This window comes from Conexibacter sp. CPCC 206217, from assembly GCF_030646165.1.
GTDB lineage: Bacteria > Actinomycetota > Thermoleophilia > Solirubrobacterales > Solirubrobacteraceae > Conexibacter.
Genome location: NZ_JAUTDO010000006.1, coordinates 182,346 through 202,274 on the forward strand (window position 1 = coordinate 182,346; position 19,929 = coordinate 202,274).

Consider the following 19,929-nt stretch of genomic DNA (forward strand, 5'->3'; position numbering starts at 1 on the left):
CCGTGCAGCTGCAACCATCTCTTCGACCAGCATAGTGCGCGGGGCTCGTAGGATCATTCGCCGATGGCTTCCGACTCCAAGGCCGGCTGGCTCCAGGACGCCGAGCGGATCGACGTCGCGCTGTACGCGGCGATCGCGCAGACGCCCACGCCGACGCTCGACCGCGCGATGGCGCGGCTGTCAGACGCGGCCGACTACTCGCGTCTGTCGCTCACGGCGTCGGCGCTGCTCGCGACCGCGGGCGGTGCGCGCGGCCGTCGCGCCGCCGGCCGCGGCCTCGCGTCGATCGGCGTCACGGCGACGATCGTCAACGTCGTCGCGAAGCCGCTCGGCGGCCGCAGGCGCCCCGATCGCGTGGCGCGGCAGGTCCCCGTCGCGCGGCACGTGCGGATGCCGTCGTCGACCTCGTTCCCGTCCGGCCACTCCGCCGCCGCGTTCGCGTTCGCGACCGGCGTCGGCCACGTGCTCCCGCCCGCTGCGATCCCGTTGCGCGGACTCGCCGCGCTGGTCGCCTACTCGCGCGTGCACACAGGCGTCCACTATCCCGGCGACGTCGTCGCGGGCGCGCTGATCGGGACGGTGCTCGCCCAGCTCACCGCACACGCGCTCGACCGTCGCAGCGCGGCAAAGCACCAGTAAATCGCTCATCGCTCTAACAGTTCCGTCCTGATCGAAATGGAACGTTAGTGGTGGAAATCGACCGAATCTGACCGTAAGCTCTCGGCAAGATTGTTGGATCGGCGTCGCCAGCGCGTTCGCGTGGCGACCCGGCCGTGAGGAGAGGAGCAGGTTTGGTCGTCCCCCGTTTGCTGCGCGGCGCTGCCGTGGCAGCGACCGTTGTCGCGATCGTCGCGTTGCCCGTGGCCGCATCCGGCGAGGACCCCCCGTCCGCGCCGCCGCCGACGGCGCTGAACGTCGAGCTGCAGCCGAAGCCGATGGTGATCGAGGACCTGACCGGGCCGAAGCTGGCCTGGCACGTCCGCTCCGACGCGGCCGACGTGGTCCAGCGCGCCTACCAGGTGCGCGTCGCCACGACGGCGGCCGACCTGGCTGACGGCGGCACGCCGCTGTGGGACTCCGGCCGCGTCGAGTCGGCCGACTCGACCGGCGTCGCCTACGCCGGTCCCGCGCTCAGACCCGGCATGCGCTACCGCTGGTCGGTCCGCACCTGGACCGCCGCGCGCGGCGCCGACGCCGCCGAGCAGGGCACCCCCAGCGGCTGGTCCGCGCCGGCCCAGTTCGGCACCGGCCTGACGAGCTGGAGCGCCGCGCCGATCTGGCTCGGCAGCAGCGACAGAAGCGCGAGCTGGAGCGACTACACCGTCAGCGCGAAGGTCAACATCAACGCCGTCGCCGGCGGCTTGCAACTGCGCGCGCGCGACGACCGCAACAGCCTCATGTGGCAGTTCCGCGCGGACAACACGATCGTCCCGCACACGCAGACCAACGGCACCTACGCGACCAGCGGCGCCGCGATCAGAATGCCGGCTCCCATCAACCTCGGCGACGGGCAGACGCACACCGTTGCGGTCAACGCCACCGGCAGCACGTTCACGACCACGGTCGACGGCACGCAGGTCGACCAGCGCACGATCAGCGGCTTCGCCAACGGCACGGTCGGCTTCCGCAACGGCCGCACCGAGATCGCCAGATGGGACGACCTGACGGTCACCGCGACCAACGGCGACGTGCTCTACGGCAACGACTTCAGCGGCTCCGCGGGCGACATCACCTGCGGCACCGTCAACGGCGGCGTGCTGACCGTCGGCTTCTCCGGCATCTGCATCCGCGGCGCCGCGGGCGACTGGGCGTTCATGCGCAGCGACCTGCAGCTCGCCGACAAGCCGATCGACTCCGCGACGCTGTACGCGACCGCGACCTCGCGCGACGACATCCGCCAGTTCGTCTACCGCGCCTGGATCAACGGCAGGCTCGTCGGCCTCGGCCCGACGGTCGCGCCCAGAAGCGGCACGACCGCCTACGCCGGCTACGACGTCACCGGCCTGCTGAGACAGGGCGCCGAGAACGTGATCGCCGCGCAGGCGTACACGAGAAAGGAGCAGCGCTTCCTCGGCCAGCTCGACGTCACCTACGCCGACGGCACGACGGCGACGTTCGGCACCGGTGCCGCCTCGTGGAGAGGCTGGGCCGGCTACAGAGCGTTCAACGGCGGCGGCTCGATCGGCACGAGCTTCTTCGCCGCGCCGGCCGAGAACATCGACGCGCGCAGCTTCCCGTTCGGCTTCGAGGACGTCGGCTTCGACGACAGCACGTGGGAGCCGGTCGTCGAGAAGGATCCGATCAGCGGCCTCGTCGGCGCGCAGACGGTCAACCCGCAGCAGTACGACGAGCCGGTCGCGAGACTGACGACGCTCGAGGACGGCCGCGTCGTCGTCGACTTCGGCCGCGCGTGGATCGGCGGCATCAAGCTGCACATCCCCGACGGCACCGCCGGCGACCAGGTCGACGTCAGACTCGGCGAGGAGCTGGGCGGCGACGGCACGGTGCGCTGGCAGATGCGCACCGGCAACAACTACCGCGACACGTTCACCCTGCGCGACGGCGATCAGACGCTGCAGCAGTGGGGCTACCGCGTCTTCCGCTACGTCGAGCTGACCGGGCTGCCGGAGGGCGTGACCGCGGACGACATCGCAGCGACCTCGCTGCGCACGCCGTTCGACCGCGGCGAGTCGAGCTTCGAGTCCGACGACCCGCTGTTGGACGAGGTCTGGCAGTTCACGAAGAACTCGATCGAGGGCCTCGACTTCGACGCCTTCATGGACTCCGCGACGCGCGAGCGCAGCGCCGAGTACGGCGGCGACACCTACATCAACCTGATGGCCGAGCACGTACTCAGCTCCGACCGCGCGCTCGCGCGCTGGTCGACCGAGTACACGGCGTTCCGTCCGTCCTGGCCGAGCGAGTGGCGCTACGCGACGATCCTCGCCGCCTACGAGGACTGGATGCACACGGGCGACCTGACGTCGCTGCGGCGCCAGTACGACACGCTCAGAGGGTTCCTGCCGCTCAAATACATCACCGCCGACGGCCTCGTGAAGAAGCCGACGTCGGTGAGCGGCGTCGACGACCTCGTCGACTGGCCCGCGGGCGAGCGCGACGGCTACGTGATGACGCAGACCGACACCGTCATCAACGCGTGGGCGTACAGAGCGTTCACCGACATGGCGCAGATCGCGGGCGCGCTCGGCGGCGGGGACGACGCGGCGACCTTCGCCGACGCGGCCGCGCGCCTGAAGCAGGGGATCAACGCGAGACTGTGGGACGACACGAGAGGCGCCTACCGCGACGGCCTCACCGACGACGGCAACCCGATCGACCACTTCGCCGTCCATGCGACGACGTTCGCGCTCGCGTTCGGCCTCGCCGACGCCGACAGAGCCGCGCGCGGCGCCGCCTACCTCGACAGCCGCGGGATGCAGTGCAGCGTCTTCTGCGCGCAGTTCGTGCTGCAGGGGCTGACGAACGCGGGCCGTGCGGACGCGTCGATCAGAATGATGACCTCGACCGCGCAGCGCTCCTGGCTGCACATGATCGACCTCGGCGCGGGCGCCGTGATGGAGGCGTGGGATCCGGCGCTGAAGCCGAACACGTCGTTCTCGCACCCGTGGGCCTCGAGCCCCGTCGTGAACGTGACGAGAGGCATCTTCGGGCTCGAGCCGACGGCGCCGGGCTGGGCGCGCTTCAAGGTCGCGCCGCAGCCGGGCACGCTCGGGCACGCGAGCCTGACGACGCCGACGGTGCGCGGTCCGGTCACGGCCTCGTTCGACAGGAGCGCTGCGGACGGGCTCGTGCTGCAGCTGACCTCGCCGGCCAACACGGTCGCCGAGGTGACGCTGCCGCGCGTGGTCGGCGGCAGAGACGAGCTGCTGGTCGACGGCGTCGCGGTCGCGACCGAGGTCGACGGTGACCAGTTGCACGCAGACGTCGGATCCGGCAGCCACACGATCAGCGTGCCGCAGCCGGTCGACACCGCGCCGCACAGCGAATTCACCGTGCCGGCGTTCCCGGACCAGGCGGTCGGCACGACCGGGCCGGTGCAGCGGGTGACGGTGCAGAACAGCGGCGTCTCGCCGCTGACGGTCACGCGCGTGCGGATCAAGGACGCCGACGGTCTCTCGACCGGCGACTTCCTGCTCGCCGACGAGACCTGCGGCGACGGCCCGGTCGCACCGCGCGACACCTGCGACGTGATGATCCGCTTCGCACCGGGTCGCTCCGACGTGACCTCGCACGCGACGCTGACGCTGAGCGACAACACGCCGTCGGGGTCGAGCAGCGTCGTGCTGAGCGCGACCAGCACAGGGCTGCCGCAGGGGCCCAGAGGAGATGCCGGCGAGAGAGGCGAGACCGGCGACAGCGGGGCTGACGGGGCGAGAGGGGACACGGGTCCGACAGGGCCGGCGGGTCCCGCGGGTCCGACCGGCGCGGTCGGCCCTGCGGGTCCGAACGGCGACATCGGTCCGGCAGGTCCGATCGGCCCGGTGGGCGCTGGCGGCTCGAAGGGCGATGCCGGCGCCAAGGGCGACAAGGGCGATACCGGCGCCAAGGGCGACCGGGGTGCCACGGGTCCCAAGGGCGACAGAGGCGCGCCCGGGCGCGACGCGAAGGTCACGTGCCGGATCATGGCGACGAGAGGCCGCCAGAAGGTCTCGTGCGCGGTCACGCTCGCGAGATCCGGCGGCAAGTCGGCGAGAAAGGCGCGCGCGACGACCAGCGCACGCCTCGTCCGCAACGGCCGCACCTACGCCAGCGGCCGCCTCGGCGCCCTGCGCACGACGCACCGCGTCACGCGCGGCGCCCGCTACACGCTGCGCGTCGGCACGCTCACGCTGCCGGTGCGACTGCGGTAGCGACGACGACGCGAACGGCCGCCCCTCGGAGGTGTCGAGGGGCGGCCGCGTCGCTCAGCCGAGCAGTCTCAGCGACAGCTCCCACAGCCGCTCGGCGTTCGCCGGGTCGAGCGCGTAGCTCGCCACGCCGGGACCGGGAGCGTAGGGCTCGCTCGGTTCGATCGTCGCGGCCTCGTTGCAGTCCTCGAAGTAGCGCCCGCCGATGCCTTCCAGCTGGGGCGACGTCGCGACGAGGACGCTCGTCGAGGCGCCCTGCTGAAGCGTCTTGAAGGTGTAGGTCCCCGACGCGCGCAGGTCGGCGAGGACTCTGGGATCCATGTGCCGCGAGAGGTTGCTGTCGAGGATCGCGCCGGGGTGGACCGCGTTGGCGAAGATCCGCTTGACCGCCCAGCGGCGCGTCGCCTCGACGGCGAAGAGGATGTTGGCCGTCTTCGACTGCCCGTACGCGACCATCGTGTCGTAGGGCGTCGTCTCGAAGCCGGGATCGTCGAACAGGACCGGCGAGCGCTGGTGGCCGACGGAGCTGAGCGAGACGATGCGGGCGCTCGTGCCGTCCGCGGCCCCGGCCGCGAGCGCGTCGTGCAGGCCGAGCGCGAGCGCGAAGTGGCCGAGGTGGTTGGTCGCGAACTGCAGCTCCCAGCCCTGCGGCGTTCTCTGCAGGTCCGGCAGCGCCATCACGCCGGCGTTGTTGACGAGCAGGTGCAGCGGGCCGTCCCACGCCGCGACGAAGTCGGCGACCGAGGCCTGGTCGGCGAGGTCGAGCCGGCCGACGCGGACCGCGTCGTTGCCGGTCGTGGCGATGATGTCGGCGGCGGTGCGATCGCCGGCGTCGGTGTCGCGCACGGCGAGCGTGACCTCGGCGCCCGCGCCGGCCAGCGCGCGGGCCGTCTCGATCCCGATCCCGGACGAGCCGCCGGTGACGATCGCGCGCTTGCCGCGCAGGTCGATCCCGGCCGCGACCTCGGCGGCGGTCGATTCGAAGCCGAACGGGGTGGTGATGCGGCTGCTGTCTGACATGGGTCCTCCGGGCATCGGGCCTACACTTGAAGAGTCAAACGGAATCATCTTCCGGATAGGACTCGAATGTACCACCGAAACGGAATCTGATTCCGTTTCTTCACGCCACGATGACGAAGCGAGCTGACAGACCGATCCGCGCCGACGCGCGCCGCAACCGCGAGCGGCTGCTGGCGACCGCGTCGCGCCTGTTCGCCGACGCGGGCACGGACGTCTCGCTGGCCGCGGTCGCGAAGGCCGCGGGGGTCGGGATCGGGACCGTCTACCGGCACTTCCCGACCCACGACGCGCTCGTCGAGGCGGTCTACCGCAACGAGGCCGAGCAGCTCTGCGCGCGCGGGGAGGAGCTGCTGCGCACGCAGCCGGCCGACGTCGCGCTGGAGCAATGGCTCGGCGGCTTCGTCGACTACGCGGCGACCAAGCGCGGCATGGCCGACGCGCTCAGATCGTTCGTCGCATCCGGCTCGGAGATCTTCGCCGAGGCGCGCCGCCAGATCGTCGGCACGCTCACGACGCTGCTGGAGGCCGGCGCCGCCGCCGGCACGATCCGCCCCGACGTCACCGCCGACGACGTGATCGGAGCGACCGCCTCGATCTTCTACATGCCCGACCAGCCCGGCCAGGGGCGCCGCGTCCTCGCGCTGGTGATGGACGGCCTGCGCCACGGCGCGACGGGCGTGGCCGCCGCGCCGGCCACGGCGAGCGCGCCGCCAACCTGAGCGGCCAGCGGACGCGCGGATACGCCGCCCGCGCAAGCGTGCGTGCGTGGAGCGGCATGGAGCGGCACGTGATCGGGTAACGTACAACCGAATGGTTGTAGCTGAGCCGCCGTTGCCCGAGCAGGCCGTGGACGAGCTGTTCCACGCGCTCTCCGACGCCACTCGCCGCGACATCCTGCGCCGCTCCGTCCAGGGCGAGGCGTCGGTGTCGCGGCTGGCCGAGGCGTACCCGATGAGCTTCGCCGCGGTGCAGAAGCACGTCGCGGTGCTGGAGCGGGCGGGCCTCGTCACGAAGGTGCGACGCGGGCGCGAGCAGCTCGTGCGCACCGAGCCCGACGCGGTGCGCCGGGCGCGCCAGGCGCTCGACCAGCTCGAGCTGGCCTGGCGCGGGCGGGTGGAGCGGATGGCTGACCTGCTCGGCGACGGCGACGGCGACGGCGACGGCGACGACCATGACCGTGACCATGGCGATCGCCCCCACGCGGGCCGCCGGACGAGAGGACATGACTGATGAGTGTCACCAGCGTCGACAAGGACCTCGACAACCTGACCCTCACCCTGGTCGCCGACTTCGACGCTCCGGCCGAGCGCGTCTGGCAGCTGTGGGCCGACCCGCGCAAGCTGGAGCGCTGGTGGGGTCCGCCGACCCACCCGGCGACCGTCGGTGAGCATGACCTGACCCCCGGCGGCGGCGTCGCCTACTTCATGACCGGTCCCGACGGCGAGAGATTCCACGGCTGGTGGCGGATCACCGCCGTCGACCCGCCGCGCTCGCTGGAGTTCACCGACGGCTTCGCAGACGCCGAAGGAACCCCCAACACCGAGATGCCGGTCACCGCCATGCGGATGCAGCTGATCGACCACGACGGCGGCACCCGCATGGAGCTGCGCTCGACCTTCGCCTCCCGCGAGCAGATGGAGCAGCTCGTGAACATGGGCATGGACGAGGGCATGCGCCAGTCGATCGGCCAGATGGAGGCGTTGCTGGCGGGGTGATGGTCATGGTGGCGGATGATGGCGGGCGCACCGCGTGTGCGGACCGAATCTGATTTGTCTGATATGTTCGGTCCGATGGTGCGATTGACCGCCACAGACGTCTCACGCAGCTTCTCGGCGGTGATGAACCGCGTCGATGCCGGTGAGGAGATCGAGATCGTCCGCAACGGCGTTCCCGTCGCGGAGCTGCGTCCCGCGCCGCGTCGTCAGACGCTGTCGGCCGAGCGCTGGCGCGAGCTGATGGCGAGCGCGCCGGCGGTCGACGACGACTTCGCCGGCGACGTCGCGCGCGCCCGTGAGGCTGTCGGCCCGCCGGACGCCGCATGGCCGTCCTGATCGACACCTCGGTGCTGATCGACGTCGAGCGTGGACGCACCGCGCTCGACGCCGCCATCGGCGAGGAGGAGCGCGCCGTCAGCGTGATCACTGCGAGCGAGTTGCTGCACGGCGTCCACCGCGCCGTCAACGATCGCGCCCGCGCGCGCCGCCAGGCGTTCGTCGAGCACATTCTCGCCGCGCTCGACCCAATCCCGATCACGACCCGCGTTGCTCGCGCGCACGCCGCGGCATGGGCGCAGCTCGACGCCGCGGGCACGCCGATCGGCGCGCACGACCTCTGGATCGCCGCCACGGCGCTGGCCCACGGCTACACCGTCGCGACCACGAACACCCGCGACTTCGCCCGCGTTCCCGGGCTCGAACTCGCGGCGGTCGGCTGAGCGGCATCGCGACGTCTGCGCCGACCGCATCGAATGCGACGCTGCGCCGAACGACCGACCGCCCGTCCGCCCGTCCGTCCGTCCGGAAGGAGCCTGAACGTATGGATCGACACGCCGAACTGCCCGCCGTCGCGGCCTGGACGCAGCGGGACGCGCGCGACGGTTTCGAGGTCGTCTTCATGCGCGCGGACGCGACGGGGCTGCGGTTGGAAGGGCATGTCAGCGCCGTCGAGGAGGGACTCCCGCACGCGGTCCGCTACGTGATCGCGACCGACGCGCGGGTGCGGACGCGCAACGCGCGGATATGGGGCCGCCTGCCGGAGCGTACGTACGAGCTGTCGGTCGAGGGCGACGGAGAGGGCACGTGGACGGTCGACGGGGTCGCCGCGCCACACCTCGACGGCGTGCTCGACGTCGACCTGGAAGCGTCGGCCTGCACCAACGCGCTGCCGGTGCGGCGGCTCGCGCTCTCCGTCGGCGAGGACGCGCCGGCGCCGGCCGCGTACGTGCGTCTCGACGGCGCGGTCGAGCGGCTGGAGCAGGGCTACGTGCGTCTCCCTCACGACGGCGCGGGTGAGCGCTACGACTACACGTCGCCCCGGTTCGACTTCCGGGGCCTGCTCGCGTACGACGCGGCGGGGTTGATCCTCGACTACCCGGGAATCGCGGTACGGGCGTACTGATCTTCGCCCAACACCGCGATCAACCCCCGCAGGTTCGCCTCCACCCGCTCCGCCGGCACCCCGTTCGTCGGGCCCGAGACGATCAGGTGGTCGAGTGCGGCGCTGCGGGCCCAGAGGCGCGCGGCGACGTCCTCCGGCGTGCCGGCGATCGCGAGCGTGTCGATCATCCGGTCTGACACCGCGGCGCGCATCGCGTCGAGGTCGCCCGCGCGAAACGCGGTGCGGATCGCGGTCGTCTCCGCTCCGAAGCCGTGGTGGTCGAAGGCGCTGTCGTACGACTTGACGGTGCCGTAGAAGGCGAGCTGGCTGGCGGCGTCGAGGCGCGCGGTGCGCTCGTCGTCGTTGGCCGAGCAGAGCACCATCGCGGCAAGCTCGAAACGCTCCTCGGCGAGCGCGCGCCCGGTCGCCGCGGCGCCGCGCTGCAGCGCCGGTCGCACGACCGCGTCGAGGTAGTCGGCCGACATGATCGGGTGGCCGATGAAGCCGTCGGCGACGCGGCCGGCCGACTCGATCATGCGCGGGCTGACGCCGCCGGTGACGATCGGGACCTGCTCGCGCAGCGGCGGCGCGCCGTCGGCGATCGGGTGCACCTTCACCGAGTAGAAGCGGCCGGAGTGGATCACCGGCTCCAGGTGCAGCCGGAACAGCCGCCGCAGCAGCGGGATCAGCTCCTCCATCCGCAGTGCCGGCGCCGCCGGGTCGAGCCCGTGCCAGTCGGAGATCATCCGCCGCGTCCCGTTGCCGAGTCCGAGCACGAAGCGCCCGCCGGAAAGCTGGTCGAGGTCGCGCGCCTCCGCCGCCAGCATCAGCGGCGAGCGCCCGACGCCGTACATCACCGATGAGCCGATCCGCACCCGCGAGGTGACATGCGCCGCGACCGCCAGCGGCACCGTCGCGGTGCGGTTGAACAGCTCGCTCGTCCAGACGTCGATCCCCGCCTGGTCGGCCGCCGCGGCGAGCGCGACCGTCTGCCGCAGCTCGGGGGCGAAGACGGAGATGCCCAGCGGTGCACGGTCCATTCCCGCACCCAATCACCCTGCCCGCGCCGCGTCGCCTGCCGCAAGCGCCAGTTCCACGCCAGTCGGCCGCGCTGACGCAGGTCGTTCAGGTCCGTCGCGCGCGTGCCGATCAGATCTGAGTGTCTGTCTCTTGCGCCAAGGAGTCCCGTTCGATGCGTCCGTCATCCGTCGTCACCGCCGCCCTCGCGCTCGTCGCGCTTGCGGCGCCCGCCGCCGCGGGGGCTGCGACGCCCCCCGCCGCTTTCGCAGACCGCCGCGGTCGGTTCGGCGCCGCCGCGGCTGCCTGACGCGCGCAACGTCGGCGACGCGCCGGGTGGGGAGACGATCGAGCCGGACGTGCTGCTGGTGCCGCGCGATCCGCAGGCGCTCGACGCGTTCGTCACGGCCGTCTCGACGCCCGGGTCGCCGTTCTACGGCGACTACCTCGCCACGGGCGAGTTCCGCGGGCGCTTCGGGCCGACGCAGGCGACGATCGACGCGGTCCGCGCGGCGCTGCGCAGCGCCGGGCTGACGCCGGGCACGCCGTCGCGCAGCGGGCTCTTCATCCCGGTCACGACGACCGTCGCGGAGGCCGAGGCCGCGCTGCACACGCAGATCGCCAGCTACCGGCTGCCGTCGGGGGAGACCGGGCTCGCCGCCACGAGCGCGCCGCGCCTCGCGAGAGCGATCGCGCCAGACGTGCAGGCGATCGTCGGGCTCGACACGCGCACGCGGCCGCGGCCGCAGGTCGTGAAGGCCGGGGTCCGCAGTGGTGCCATCGAGACCTCCGGCAGCTCCGCAGCCGCTCTCCCGTCCGGCTGGTCGGGGCCCGAGGCGTGCAGCGGGATCGCCGACTTCGCGCAGAGAGAGGGCGTCTACACCTTCGGGCAGATCGCCGACGCGTACGACTTCGGCAGCTTCTACGGCGCCGGCAACGCCGGCGCGGGCGCGACCGTGGCGCTGGTCGAGTTCGAGCCGTATCTGCCGGGCGACATCGCGAACTTCCAGGAGTGCTACAGAACCGACACGAGCATCACGAACGTGACGATCGGCAGAGGCCCGGGGACCGGGCCCGGCGAGGGCGAGGCGGCGCTCGACATCCAGGTGCTGATCGGGCTCGCGCCGGAGGCTGACATCGTCGTCTACTCGGCCGACAACGGCACCTCCAACGCCGACATGTACTCGACGATCGCCGACGCCAACGTCGCGCAGGTCGTCAGCACCAGCTGGGGCAACTGCGAGGACGAGCTGGACCAGTCGGACGTGCTCGCGGAGGCCGCGATCTTCCAGCAGATGGCCTCGCAGGGGCAGACGGTCCTCGCGGCCGCCGGCGACGACGGCTCGACCGACTGCTGGTCGAGAGACACCCCGACGCTGACGGAGCTCAACGTCGACGATCCGGGCAGCCAGCCGAACGTCACGAGCGTCGGCGGCACGACGCTCGTGCAGCCGACCGACCCGCCGGTGGAGCACGTCTGGAACGACGGCGTCGCCAGCCTCAACGGCGCGGGCGGCGGCGGCCAGTCGGAGAACTGGCCGATGCCGGCCTATCAGTCCGGGCCCGGCGTGATCGGACCGTTCACGAACGGCACCGCCTGCGACTTCGTCTACGTCAACTGCCGCCAGGTGCCTGACCTCTCCGCGCTGGGCGATCCCGACACCGGCTACGTGATCGCCTACAACGGCGGCGTCATGACGGTCGGCGGGACCTCCGCCGCGACCCCGCTGTGGGCCTCGATGACGGCGCTCACGACGCAGTCGCCGCAGTGCCAGGCGCGCGGCGGCCGCGTCGGGCTGCTGAACCCGGCGCTGTACCAGCTCGCCGGCAGCACGGCCTCGCCGTTCAACGACGTCACGGTCGGCGACAACGACTACCTCGGGACCAACAACGGCCTGTTCCCGGCCGCGCCCGGCTACGACATGGCGAGCGGCCTCGGCACGCCGATCGGCCGGCTCGTGCAGAGCGGGCTGTGCGGCGGGATCGCAGCGCCGTCGGTCACCAGCGCCGCGACCGCCGCGTTCACCGTCGGCCAGGCGGGAAGCTTCACCGTGACGACGACCGGCGCGCCCGCGCCGAGACTCACCGTCGCCGGCACGCTGCCGGCGGGCGTCACCTTCACCGACGCCGGCAACGGCAGCGCGACGATCGCCGGCACGCCCGCCGCGGGCTCCGCCGGCACGTACGCGTTGACGGTCGGCGCCGCCAACGGGATCGCGCCCGCCGGGACGCAGAGCTTCACACTGACAGTCGCGCCCGCGCCGCAGGCGATCCTCCCGCCGCCGGCGCCGCCCGCGCGCGCGGGCCTGCCGCAGGCGACCGCGAGCACGCGCGTGCGGCTCGGGACGCTGCCGCAGCGCGTCTTCACGGTTGCGTCCAGCGGGCGCACGAGACTGCTGCTGAGCTGCCCGAAGGTCGCCGGCGGCTGCACTGCCGGCGTGACGCTCAGCGCCAGAGTCGGCCGCAGAGGCGGGAAGAGATCGCGCACGCTCGTGCTCGCGAAGACCCGCCCGCAGCCGCTGTCCGCCGGCCGCACGCGCACCGTGGTCGTGAACGTGAGCAGAGCGGGTCGCCGCGCGATCCTCGCCGCGAGAGCACGTCGCCTGCGCACGACGCTGACGCTCAGCGCGCGCTTTGCGAACGGCACGACGACGACCACCACGACGAGCGTCGTGCTGCGGATGGGGGCCGTTAGGTAGCGGTGGGGAGACAGATGCAGTCGCGCTACTGATGTCGCGGCGGCGCCTGCGCAGAAGACTGCGGTCATGACGCGGTGCGAGCGACCGGCTCGCACCGCGGGAGCCCATCGATCCTCTGTTCAGGAGCCACCGCAATGACCCTGCTGCCCGCCGCCTCGCCACACCCGCGCGAATCTCGACGGCTGCATGAGCCGCCGCGCAGCGACACCGCCTGCTCAAGCAGGGTCGGAGGGCGGCCGATAGCCGGAGCATGTGCACACGGGTGTTCTGGAACGACAACGGGGTCGCGATGGTCTGCGGGCGCACGCTCGACTGGGAGACGAGCGACGAGCCGCGGCTGTGGGCGATCCCGCGTGGGACGCGGCGCGACTCCGGCCCCGAGGCCGGTCCGCACGCGATCGAGTGGACCGCCGAGTACGGCACGGTCGCGATGCAGGGCTGGGCCTGCACGACGACGGAGGCCGTCAACGACGCCGGCCTCTCCGCGCGCGTGCTCTACCTCGGCTCGACCGACTACGAGCCGGCGGACGACCGGCCGGTCGTCGCGAACCTGGTCTGGGCGCAGTACGCCGCCGACAACTTCGCGACCGTGTCCGACGCGGTCGCCGGCCTTGCCGAGGTCCGCGTCGCGTCGCTGCCGATGCGCGGACAGCACCTCGGCGCGCATCTGCTGCTGGAGGACTCCAGCGGCGACAGCGCGCTGATCGAGCTGCTGAACGGGAAGGCGACCGTCCACCACGGACGCCGGTACGACGTCGTCGCCAACGACCCGCCGTACGACGAGCAGGTCGCGAACCTGAAGCTGTACAGACCATGGGGAGGAGCGCTCGGGATCCCCGGCGACATCGTCTCCGAGGAGCGCTTCGTGCGCGCGACCTACTACCGCTCACACCTGCCCGCGCCGGCCGACGCCGCCGAGGCGATCGCGGGCGTCTTCGGCGTCGTGCGCAACTGCCAGGTCCCCTACGGCGCGCCCGACAGCCGCTTCGACACCTACCCGACCTGGTGGGCGTCGGCGACCGATCTGACCAACCGCACCTACTACTTCCAGTCGACCCGCGCCCCCAACGTCGTCTGGCTGGAGCTCGACGCGCTCGACCTCTCGCCGGGCAGCGGCGTGCGTGCGCTCGACCCGCGTGACGTCACGCTGAGCGGCTCGATCGCGGGTGCGCTGGAGCCGGCGGAGCTGGACTGGGCGGTCGCTTGACGCGCGCCGGGACGCGCAGGTCGCGGACCACGAGGTCGAACGCGCACGCACCACCGCATCGATCGTGCGCCATCTGGGTTGCGTGGGACGATAAGTTGACCACCTCGCTCTGCATGGGAGACAAGGAGTGCCGGCGCGCGTGCAGGAGAAGTCGTTCGAAGTCATATGGGATCTGGCGTGACGCGAACTGTCGCGATCGTCGGCGCGGGGGCGGCGGGCACGCTCACGGCGGTCAACCTGCTGCGCCGCGGCGACGGCCCTTCGCGCGTCGTGCTGATCGAGCGCAGCGGCACGTTCGGGCCCGGCGTCGCGTACTCGACGACCGACGAGCGCCACCGGCTCAACGTCGTCGCGGAGCGGATGAGCGCGTTCGAGGACGAGCCGGGCCACTTCGCCGACTGGGCGCAGCGCACGGTCGGCCCGACCGCGCCCGGCGCGTATCTCCCGCGCGCGCACTTCGGCGCCTACCTGCGCGACCTGCTCGACGCGGCCGAGCGCGGCGCGCGCGGCCGATGTCGCCTGGAGCGCGTCGTGGGGGAGGTCGTCGCGGTCGAGCCGGGGTCCCGTGGCGCGACCGCCGCCGAGGCCGTCACGGCGGCGGCCGCGTTCGGCGCCGGTGACGCGACGACCGGTGCGTGGGGGGAAGCGGCATCAGCGGACGCGACGGGGGCGACGGTCGTCTTCGCCGACGGCCGGCGGATCGCCGCCGACGACATCGTGCTGGCGCTCGGATCGCTGCCGGCCGCGCGGCCGTCGGCGCTGCCCGACGATCCGCGCGTGATCGCCGCCCCGTGGGCGCCGGGAGCGCTCGACGAGATCGGAGGCGACGAGACGTCGCTGCTGATCGGCTCGGGGCTGACCGGCGTCGACGTCGCGCTGTCGCTGTGCGGCAGGAGCGATCGCAGTCGCGCGATCGCGATATCGCGCGGCGGCTGCCTGCCATACGAGCACCTTCCCGGCGTGCGCGCGGCGGTGCCGGCGCCGGAGCTGCCGGCGGCGCCCGCGAGCGCCGACGGCGTGCGCAACTGGCTCGAGCGTCACGTGCGCTCGATGCGCGGCGCCGGGCACGACTGGCGCGAGGTCGTCGACGGCGTGCGCCCGCACGTGCCGCGGCTGTGGCAGTCGCTGCCGCCGGAGGAGCAGCGCCGCTTCGTGCGCGAGCACGGGCGCGCGTGGGAGCTGCGCCGCCACCGCATGGCGCCCGAGAGCGCCCGCCGCGTCCGTCGCCTGCTCGACGCCGGGCAGCTGCTGGTGCGCGCCGGCAGAGTCGTCGCGGTGCGCGCGCTGGAGCGCAACGTCGAGGTGCTCGTCGCTGGCGACGGGGACGACCTGCGGACGCTGCGCGCCGACCGTGTCGTGCTCTGCGCGGGCGCCGGGACGGACGTGCGCCGCGCGTCGTCGCCGCTGCTGCAGGGCATGCTCGCGAGCGGTGTCGCCAGCGCCGACCCGCTCTCGCTCGGCCTGCGCGCCACGCCCGACGGCGCGCTGCTCGCCGCCGACGGCACGGTCCAGCCGCATCTGCACCTGCTCGGTCCGCTGCGGCGCGGCGAGCTGTGGGAGACGACCGCGATGCGCGAGATCCGCAACCAGGCGCAGACGGTCGCGCACGCGATCGCGGGGTAGTCGCCACCTTCGCGATCGCCGCCTCGCGCGGCGTGGCGGCCGGGCTGGCGGATCACTCGGTTGAGGCACAGATCGATAGGCCGAAATCTATTCTTGACTAAACCGGTAGAGAATGTAGTATTGTTTTTCGAACAAGCGGAGCGCCTGCTGTCCCCGGGCTGATGCCGAGATCGGCGATCCGCACATTCCGACCGTTTCCGTCAGGAGTCATGCACGTGCCGAGTCGCTCCACAGTCCTGCTTGCGCTCGCGATCCTCGGCGCGCTCTCGCCGACGGCGGCGGGTGCCTCGCGTGTGGCGAGACCGGCGGCGGCGCGTCTGACGCTGACGCAGGTCAGCGCGACCGGCCAGCGGGTGGCGATCCAGGGCCGCACGACGCTGCCGGGCGACAGCGTCAGGCAGCGCAGACGCACGCGGATCGCCTTCACGCTGAAGGACGCCGGGCGCGGGGTGGAGCGGTTCGGCGCGTCGATCGATGCGAGACGGGCCTTCGGGCTGACGCGTGTGACCCGGCTCAGAGGGCGGCTGTCATTGACCGCGCGGGTGACGATTGCGGGGAAGGCGTCGGGCAGATCGGTCAGCCGCAGGCTCACCGTCAGAGCGGCGACCAGACGGACGACGACGAGAAGAACGGGCGCGGGCGGCGGGGGCGGGGGCTCGGCGCCGCCGGCGGGCGGGGGAACGGCTCCTGCTCCCGGCGGCGGCACGCCGAGCGGCCCGGGGCCCGCCGCTGCGCAGAGCACGCCGCTCGTCGGCACGTTCGCGCTCGAGCCCGGCGTCTCCTACGTCAACGGGTCCCACACCGGCTCGTGGTTTCAGATGATCACACCGGCCGGCACCAACTTCGTCAACGCCGATTCGAGATCGCGCAACAAGGAGTACACGCTGCTGGACCCCGGCACCGACGGCGGCCTGCGCACCGACGCCTACCAGCCCGCGCCGACGCCCGCCTTCGATCCGACCGGCGCCGCGCTGGCGGACCGCATCGTCCAGCCGACGAAGTTCTTCGGTCAGTACTTCAGCATCGTCACCGCGCCGCTGGACGCGCAACTCGGCGTCGCCGACCCGCAGCCCGCGATCGTCGACTCCGGCGGCAGGTTGAGCGGCCAGGTGACGGCGTGGGCGGCGCAGTGGAACGGCAATTGGTTCAACCAAGGCACGCCCAAGCCCGACGGCACGGTGCCGGGTGCGACGACGCCGGTGAGCGGCACCTACGACGCGGCGACGGGTCGCTTCCTGCTCGAGTGGAAGAGCCTGATCGTGACCGGGCCGTTCGACAAGTTCATAGGGTTCTGGCACTTGACCGGAACGTTCAGACCTGCTCAGACGTCCCCATAGCAGTCAGCTGTCACCACCGCGGTGACAGTTCAAACAATCCACACACATCGAAAGGATGTGATCGCAGTGAGCAAGTCCATCGACGGGCTCTGGCGCGCGCCGCTCAGGGTCGTCCTGCTCGCGGCTGCGCTGGTCGCACTCGCGGCGGCGTTCGCCGCATCGGCGGCACGTGCAACCGAGACCCTATTGGTCGACACCCTCCTAATCACGTCGGGGTCTCCCTCCGCAAGAGCAGGAGTTCCGCCGACAGGATCGTGGTTCCGCCTCGGTGTCGCCCCTGGCTACTTCAGCAACAGAAGTTCCGCGAACACGGTCGACCAGACGTACACGTTGCTGACGAGAGGGAGAACGGGGCTTCCGCTCCTAGCGTTCCTAAACGGTCCCAGACCAGCGTTCGACGGCGGTGGCAACGCGCTCGCCAACTCGATCATATTGCCGACCGGCTTCGACGGCGTGAACTTCAGCGTCGCCACGCCGGAGTTCGACCCGAACACCGGACTGAGAAACGACCCGGTGTCGATCGTCATCAACCTACTAGTGAGACCGATACCGACGATAAGAGCGATAGTGGGCGCCTGGACGGCGTACTGGAACAACCAGATATTTTGGCAGGGCAATAGAACGACCGCGCCGATAACGCCCACGTCGTTCACGTACAACCTAACGACGAGAAGAGGCACGATCGTGCTCGACTGGATCGCGCCGATAACGGCCGGGCCGTTCGCGGGCAACAACGGCTACTGGCACATCGAGGCCGCCATCACCGACCTATAGGTCCACCGGTCTCGCAGGGAGGGGACGGCTCCAACGAGCCGTCCCCTCCCGATCGTCATGTCCACACGCAAAAGGAACCTCATGCATCTCGCTTCCCCCCGTCCTCGTCCACACGCGCAGTCGCGTCGCCGGGGCGCACGCGCCGGCACGCTGGCGGCGCTCGCCGTCGCCGTCGCAGCGCTCGCTCCGTCAGCCGCGCTGGCGGCCGACGTGCAGCTCGTGTCATGGGGGGAGGACACGGTCGGCAAGCTGGCGAACGGCAACTCGTCGTTCGTGCCGGCTCCGGTCCACGGCTCCGAGGGTGTCACGGTGACTGCGGCGGCCGTCTCGCCAGGGCAGACGTTCGTCGTGACGCCGACGGGTGTGCTGGGCGCGGGCGAGGCGACGGAGGGCGGCCTCGGAGACGACAGATCGGGCACGCGCGCGGAACTGGCGCCGATTCCGGGCACGCAGGGCGCGACGGCGGTTGCAGCGGGCAGTGACGCCGCGCTGGTGCTGAGGAACGACGGCACGGTCGCGAGCTTCGGGCGCAACTTCTACTTCGGGGCCGGCGTCGACAACCGGCTCGACGGCGAGACGTTCGGCCAGAACGTGCTCGCCGCGACGACGATTCCCGGCCTCTCCGGTGTCAGAGCGGTCAGCGCCGGCGATCGCGGAAGCCTCGCGCTGAAGCAGGACGGCAGCGTCTGGGCGTGGGGGAACAGAGAGACGCTCGGCAGTACGGCGGCGTATGCCGCCGGCAACACGGCCGTGCCGGTCCAGGTTCCGCTGCCGGACGGCCTCAGAGCGACGGCGATCGCGTCGGGCTCCCGGCACGCGCTCGCGCTCCTGAGCGACGGCAGCATCGCCTCCTGGGGCGAGAACCCCAGCGGCGCGCTCGGCGACGGCTCCACCGACGCGCGCTACGACCCGGCACGTGTCGCAGGACTTCCGCTGCCGGGCGGGGCGTCCGTCAGCGCGATCTCGGCGGGCGACAGCGACAGCTTCGCGCTGCTGAGCGACGGGACGCTGCTGGCGTGGGGAAGCAACTACGTCGGTCAGCTCGGCATCGGCAACGGCGCACAGGACGTGAGCGTCCCGACGGCGGTCAACCCCGGGGCGCTGCCGTTCTTTCCGCAGCGCCCAAGCTTCACGCACGTCAGCGCCGGGGCGCTCGCCACGTATGCGATCGCCGCGGACGGCAGAGTGTTCGCGTGGGGCTACAACGGGTCCGGGCAGCTCGGCTCGACGACGTTCGCGTACGGCTTCCCGTATCCGGCCGCGACCGAGGATCCGCAGACGAGCACCGAGATCCCCCAACGCGCGGGCAAGCTCAAGCAGGTGCCATGGCTGGCGGTCGGCAGCAGCGGCAGCCATCAGGTGGTGCGCACGGCGGTGACGCTGCAGCCGTCGAATTCGGAGCCGAGCTTCTTCGAGCAGCAGGTCGGGACGCTCAGCAGACCGCGCGTCTCGAGCTTCGCTGCGGTCGGCGATCCCGCGACGGTCAGCCGCGTGCGGATCGTCGGGCCCGACGCGAGCGACTTCCTGATCGTCGGGATCGGCGGCGACCCGACCTTCCCGCTGACGCTGGCGCCCGTCACCGACTCGCTCTCGGTCCAGATTCGCTTCGCCCCCTCCGAGGCGGGCGAGCGCAACGCGACGCTCGTGGCAGAGGCTGACGGCGAGGTCGCCGAGATCCCGCTGGACGGCTTCGGGACCGAGCCGACCGGCGGCCCGGCAGGTCCGGCCGGGCCGGCCGGCCCCGCGGGCCCGCCCGCGCTCAACGGCGTCAACGGCAGAGACGGGACCAACGGCAGAAGCGGGGCGAACGGCAGGAACGGGAGGAACGGCAGAAACGGCGTCGTCACGTTCGCGGCGAAGCGCGCGACGACGGTGAGACGAGGGAAGGTCGCGCTGCTGCGCCTCACGCTGCGCAACGGCACGACGGGCCGGCTGCCGCAGGCGACGGCGTCGCTGACCGCGCCGAAGGCGCTGGGAGGCAAGCGGGCGCGCGCGGTCCGCGTGCGGGCGTTGCCGGCTGGTCGCAGCAGCACGGTCACGCTGCGCGTGGCGGTCGGAGCGAAGGCGAAGCCGGGGGTCCACCGGGTCGGCGTGCGGCTGAAGCTGCCCGGGCGGACGCTCACGCGCGTGGTCGACGTGCGGGTCGTGCGCTGAGCGAGGCCGCGCGCCCGCTCCACCAGCGGGCGCGCGGGTCGATCGTCGGGGCCGCCGATCGCGCCGACGTGCCATGCCTTGCCATTCACGACTGGGGGAGTCAAGATTCGCACATGGGGTCAGGTATGGTCCGC

Annotated in this window: 16 protein-coding genes; 14 read left to right on the forward strand and 2 right to left on the reverse strand. The window is 72.1% G+C overall.

What is annotated here, in order from left to right; translation table 11 throughout:
- Positions 1-63: 63 nt before the first annotated feature.
- Entirely contained in the window at positions 64-639 is a 576-nt protein-coding gene (locus Q7L65_RS17855) for a phosphatase PAP2 family protein (protein WP_304723135.1), read from the forward strand.
- Between the two features lie 185 nt (positions 640-824).
- Positions 825-4,871: a family 78 glycoside hydrolase catalytic domain gene (locus Q7L65_RS17860; protein ID WP_304723138.1), complete on the forward strand. Its 4,047-nt coding sequence runs from the start codon at positions 825-827 to the stop codon at positions 4,869-4,871.
- 54 nt (positions 4,872-4,925) lie between these two features.
- On the opposite strand, the gene Q7L65_RS17865 is transcribed toward Q7L65_RS17860, so the two are convergent.
- The gene (locus Q7L65_RS17865) at positions 4,926-5,888 is read right to left on the reverse strand and encodes an SDR family NAD(P)-dependent oxidoreductase (protein WP_304723140.1); all 963 of its coding nucleotides are present in this window, start codon (positions 5,886-5,888) and stop codon (positions 4,926-4,928) included.
- Positions 5,889-5,998: 110 nt separating this feature from the next.
- Between Q7L65_RS17865 and Q7L65_RS17870 the strand changes: the two genes are divergently transcribed.
- The 6 genes from Q7L65_RS17870 (at position 5,999) to Q7L65_RS17895 (ending at position 9,005) form a co-directional block, all read left to right on the forward strand.
- Positions 5,999-6,607 (forward strand): TetR/AcrR family transcriptional regulator, encoded by a 609-nt coding sequence (locus Q7L65_RS17870; protein WP_304723142.1) that lies wholly within the window; start codon positions 5,999-6,001, stop codon positions 6,605-6,607.
- A gap of 91 nt (positions 6,608-6,698) precedes the next feature.
- On the forward strand, positions 6,699-7,118 hold the full coding sequence (locus Q7L65_RS17875; RefSeq protein ID WP_304723145.1) for a helix-turn-helix transcriptional regulator: 420 nt from the start codon (positions 6,699-6,701) through the stop codon (positions 7,116-7,118).
- Positions 7,118-7,603 carry an SRPBCC domain-containing protein gene (locus Q7L65_RS17880; protein WP_304723147.1) on the forward strand — a complete coding sequence of 162 codons (486 nt, stop codon included), beginning with the start codon at positions 7,118-7,120 and terminating at the stop codon, positions 7,601-7,603. The genes Q7L65_RS17875 and Q7L65_RS17880 overlap by 1 nt, the downstream gene beginning before the upstream one ends.
- Before the next feature lie 75 nt (positions 7,604-7,678).
- Positions 7,679-7,939 (forward strand): type II toxin-antitoxin system Phd/YefM family antitoxin, encoded by a 261-nt coding sequence (locus Q7L65_RS17885; protein ID WP_304723149.1) that lies wholly within the window; start codon positions 7,679-7,681, stop codon positions 7,937-7,939.
- Positions 7,927-8,322, forward strand: coding sequence for a PIN domain-containing protein (locus Q7L65_RS17890; protein WP_304723150.1), 396 nt, complete (start codon positions 7,927-7,929; stop codon positions 8,320-8,322). The genes Q7L65_RS17885 and Q7L65_RS17890 overlap by 13 nt, the downstream gene beginning before the upstream one ends.
- A 101-nt stretch (positions 8,323-8,423) precedes the next feature.
- Positions 8,424-9,005 (forward strand): putative glycolipid-binding domain-containing protein, encoded by a 582-nt coding sequence (locus Q7L65_RS17895; protein WP_304723152.1) that lies wholly within the window; start codon positions 8,424-8,426, stop codon positions 9,003-9,005.
- Here the strand turns inward: Q7L65_RS17895 and Q7L65_RS17900 are convergent.
- The gene (locus tag Q7L65_RS17900; RefSeq protein WP_304723154.1) at positions 8,975-10,024 is read right to left on the reverse strand and encodes an LLM class flavin-dependent oxidoreductase; all 1,050 of its coding nucleotides are present in this window, start codon (positions 10,022-10,024) and stop codon (positions 8,975-8,977) included. The two genes, Q7L65_RS17895 and Q7L65_RS17900, sit on opposite strands and share 31 nt — an antisense overlap.
- Before the next feature lie 198 nt (positions 10,025-10,222).
- Here Q7L65_RS17900 and Q7L65_RS17905 point away from each other — a divergent pair, with 198 nt between their 5' ends.
- The 6 genes from Q7L65_RS17905 to Q7L65_RS17930 all read left to right on the forward strand — a co-directional run bounded on the left by Q7L65_RS17905 (position 10,223) and on the right by Q7L65_RS17930 (position 19,795).
- Complete coding sequence (locus Q7L65_RS17905; RefSeq protein ID WP_304723156.1) at positions 10,223-12,700, forward strand: protease pro-enzyme activation domain-containing protein; 2,478 nt, start codon at positions 10,223-10,225, stop codon at positions 12,698-12,700.
- A gap of 262 nt (positions 12,701-12,962) precedes the next feature.
- Complete coding sequence (locus tag Q7L65_RS17910; RefSeq protein ID WP_304723158.1) at positions 12,963-13,907, forward strand: linear amide C-N hydrolase; 945 nt, start codon at positions 12,963-12,965, stop codon at positions 13,905-13,907.
- Between the two features lie 177 nt (positions 13,908-14,084).
- Positions 14,085-15,530, forward strand: a complete 1,446-nt coding sequence (locus Q7L65_RS17915; protein ID WP_304723161.1) for an FAD/NAD(P)-binding protein — start codon at positions 14,085-14,087, stop codon at positions 15,528-15,530.
- A 215-nt stretch (positions 15,531-15,745) separates the two neighbouring features.
- Positions 15,746-16,867 (forward strand): hypothetical protein, encoded by a 1,122-nt coding sequence (locus Q7L65_RS17920; RefSeq protein WP_304723162.1) that lies wholly within the window; start codon positions 15,746-15,748, stop codon positions 16,865-16,867.
- A gap of 66 nt (positions 16,868-16,933) precedes the next feature.
- Entirely contained in the window at positions 16,934-17,641 is a 708-nt protein-coding gene (locus Q7L65_RS17925; RefSeq protein WP_304723164.1) for a hypothetical protein, read from the forward strand.
- A gap of 81 nt (positions 17,642-17,722) precedes the next feature.
- Entirely contained in the window at positions 17,723-19,795 is a 2,073-nt protein-coding gene (locus tag Q7L65_RS17930) for an RCC1 domain-containing protein (RefSeq protein ID WP_304723165.1), read from the forward strand.
- The last annotated feature ends 134 nt before the right edge of the window (positions 19,796-19,929 follow it).

What these genes read in the sequence shown, in the direction of transcription:
- Q7L65_RS17930 (WP_304723165.1), top strand. Translation starts at nt 17,723, where the DNA reads ATGCATCTCGCTTCCCCCCGTCCTCGTCCACACGCGCAGTCGCGTCGC.
- Q7L65_RS17855 (WP_304723135.1), top strand. Translation starts at nt 64, where the DNA reads ATGGCTTCCGACTCCAAGGCCGGCTGGCTCCAGGACGCCGAGCGGATC.
- Q7L65_RS17900 (WP_304723154.1), bottom strand. Translation starts at nt 10,024, where the DNA reads ATGGACCGTGCACCGCTGGGCATCTCCGTCTTCGCCCCCGAGCTGCGG.
- Q7L65_RS17865 (WP_304723140.1), bottom strand. Translation starts at nt 5,888, where the DNA reads ATGTCAGACAGCAGCCGCATCACCACCCCGTTCGGCTTCGAATCGACC.
- Q7L65_RS17880 (WP_304723147.1), top strand. Translation starts at nt 7,118, where the DNA reads ATGAGTGTCACCAGCGTCGACAAGGACCTCGACAACCTGACCCTCACC.
- Q7L65_RS17875 (WP_304723145.1), top strand. Translation starts at nt 6,699, where the DNA reads ATGGTTGTAGCTGAGCCGCCGTTGCCCGAGCAGGCCGTGGACGAGCTG.
- Q7L65_RS17885 (WP_304723149.1), top strand. Translation starts at nt 7,679, where the DNA reads ATGGTGCGATTGACCGCCACAGACGTCTCACGCAGCTTCTCGGCGGTG.
- Q7L65_RS17890 (WP_304723150.1), top strand. Translation starts at nt 7,927, where the DNA reads ATGGCCGTCCTGATCGACACCTCGGTGCTGATCGACGTCGAGCGTGGA.
- Q7L65_RS17870 (WP_304723142.1), top strand. Translation starts at nt 5,999, where the DNA reads ATGACGAAGCGAGCTGACAGACCGATCCGCGCCGACGCGCGCCGCAAC.
- Q7L65_RS17895 (WP_304723152.1), top strand. Translation starts at nt 8,424, where the DNA reads ATGGATCGACACGCCGAACTGCCCGCCGTCGCGGCCTGGACGCAGCGG.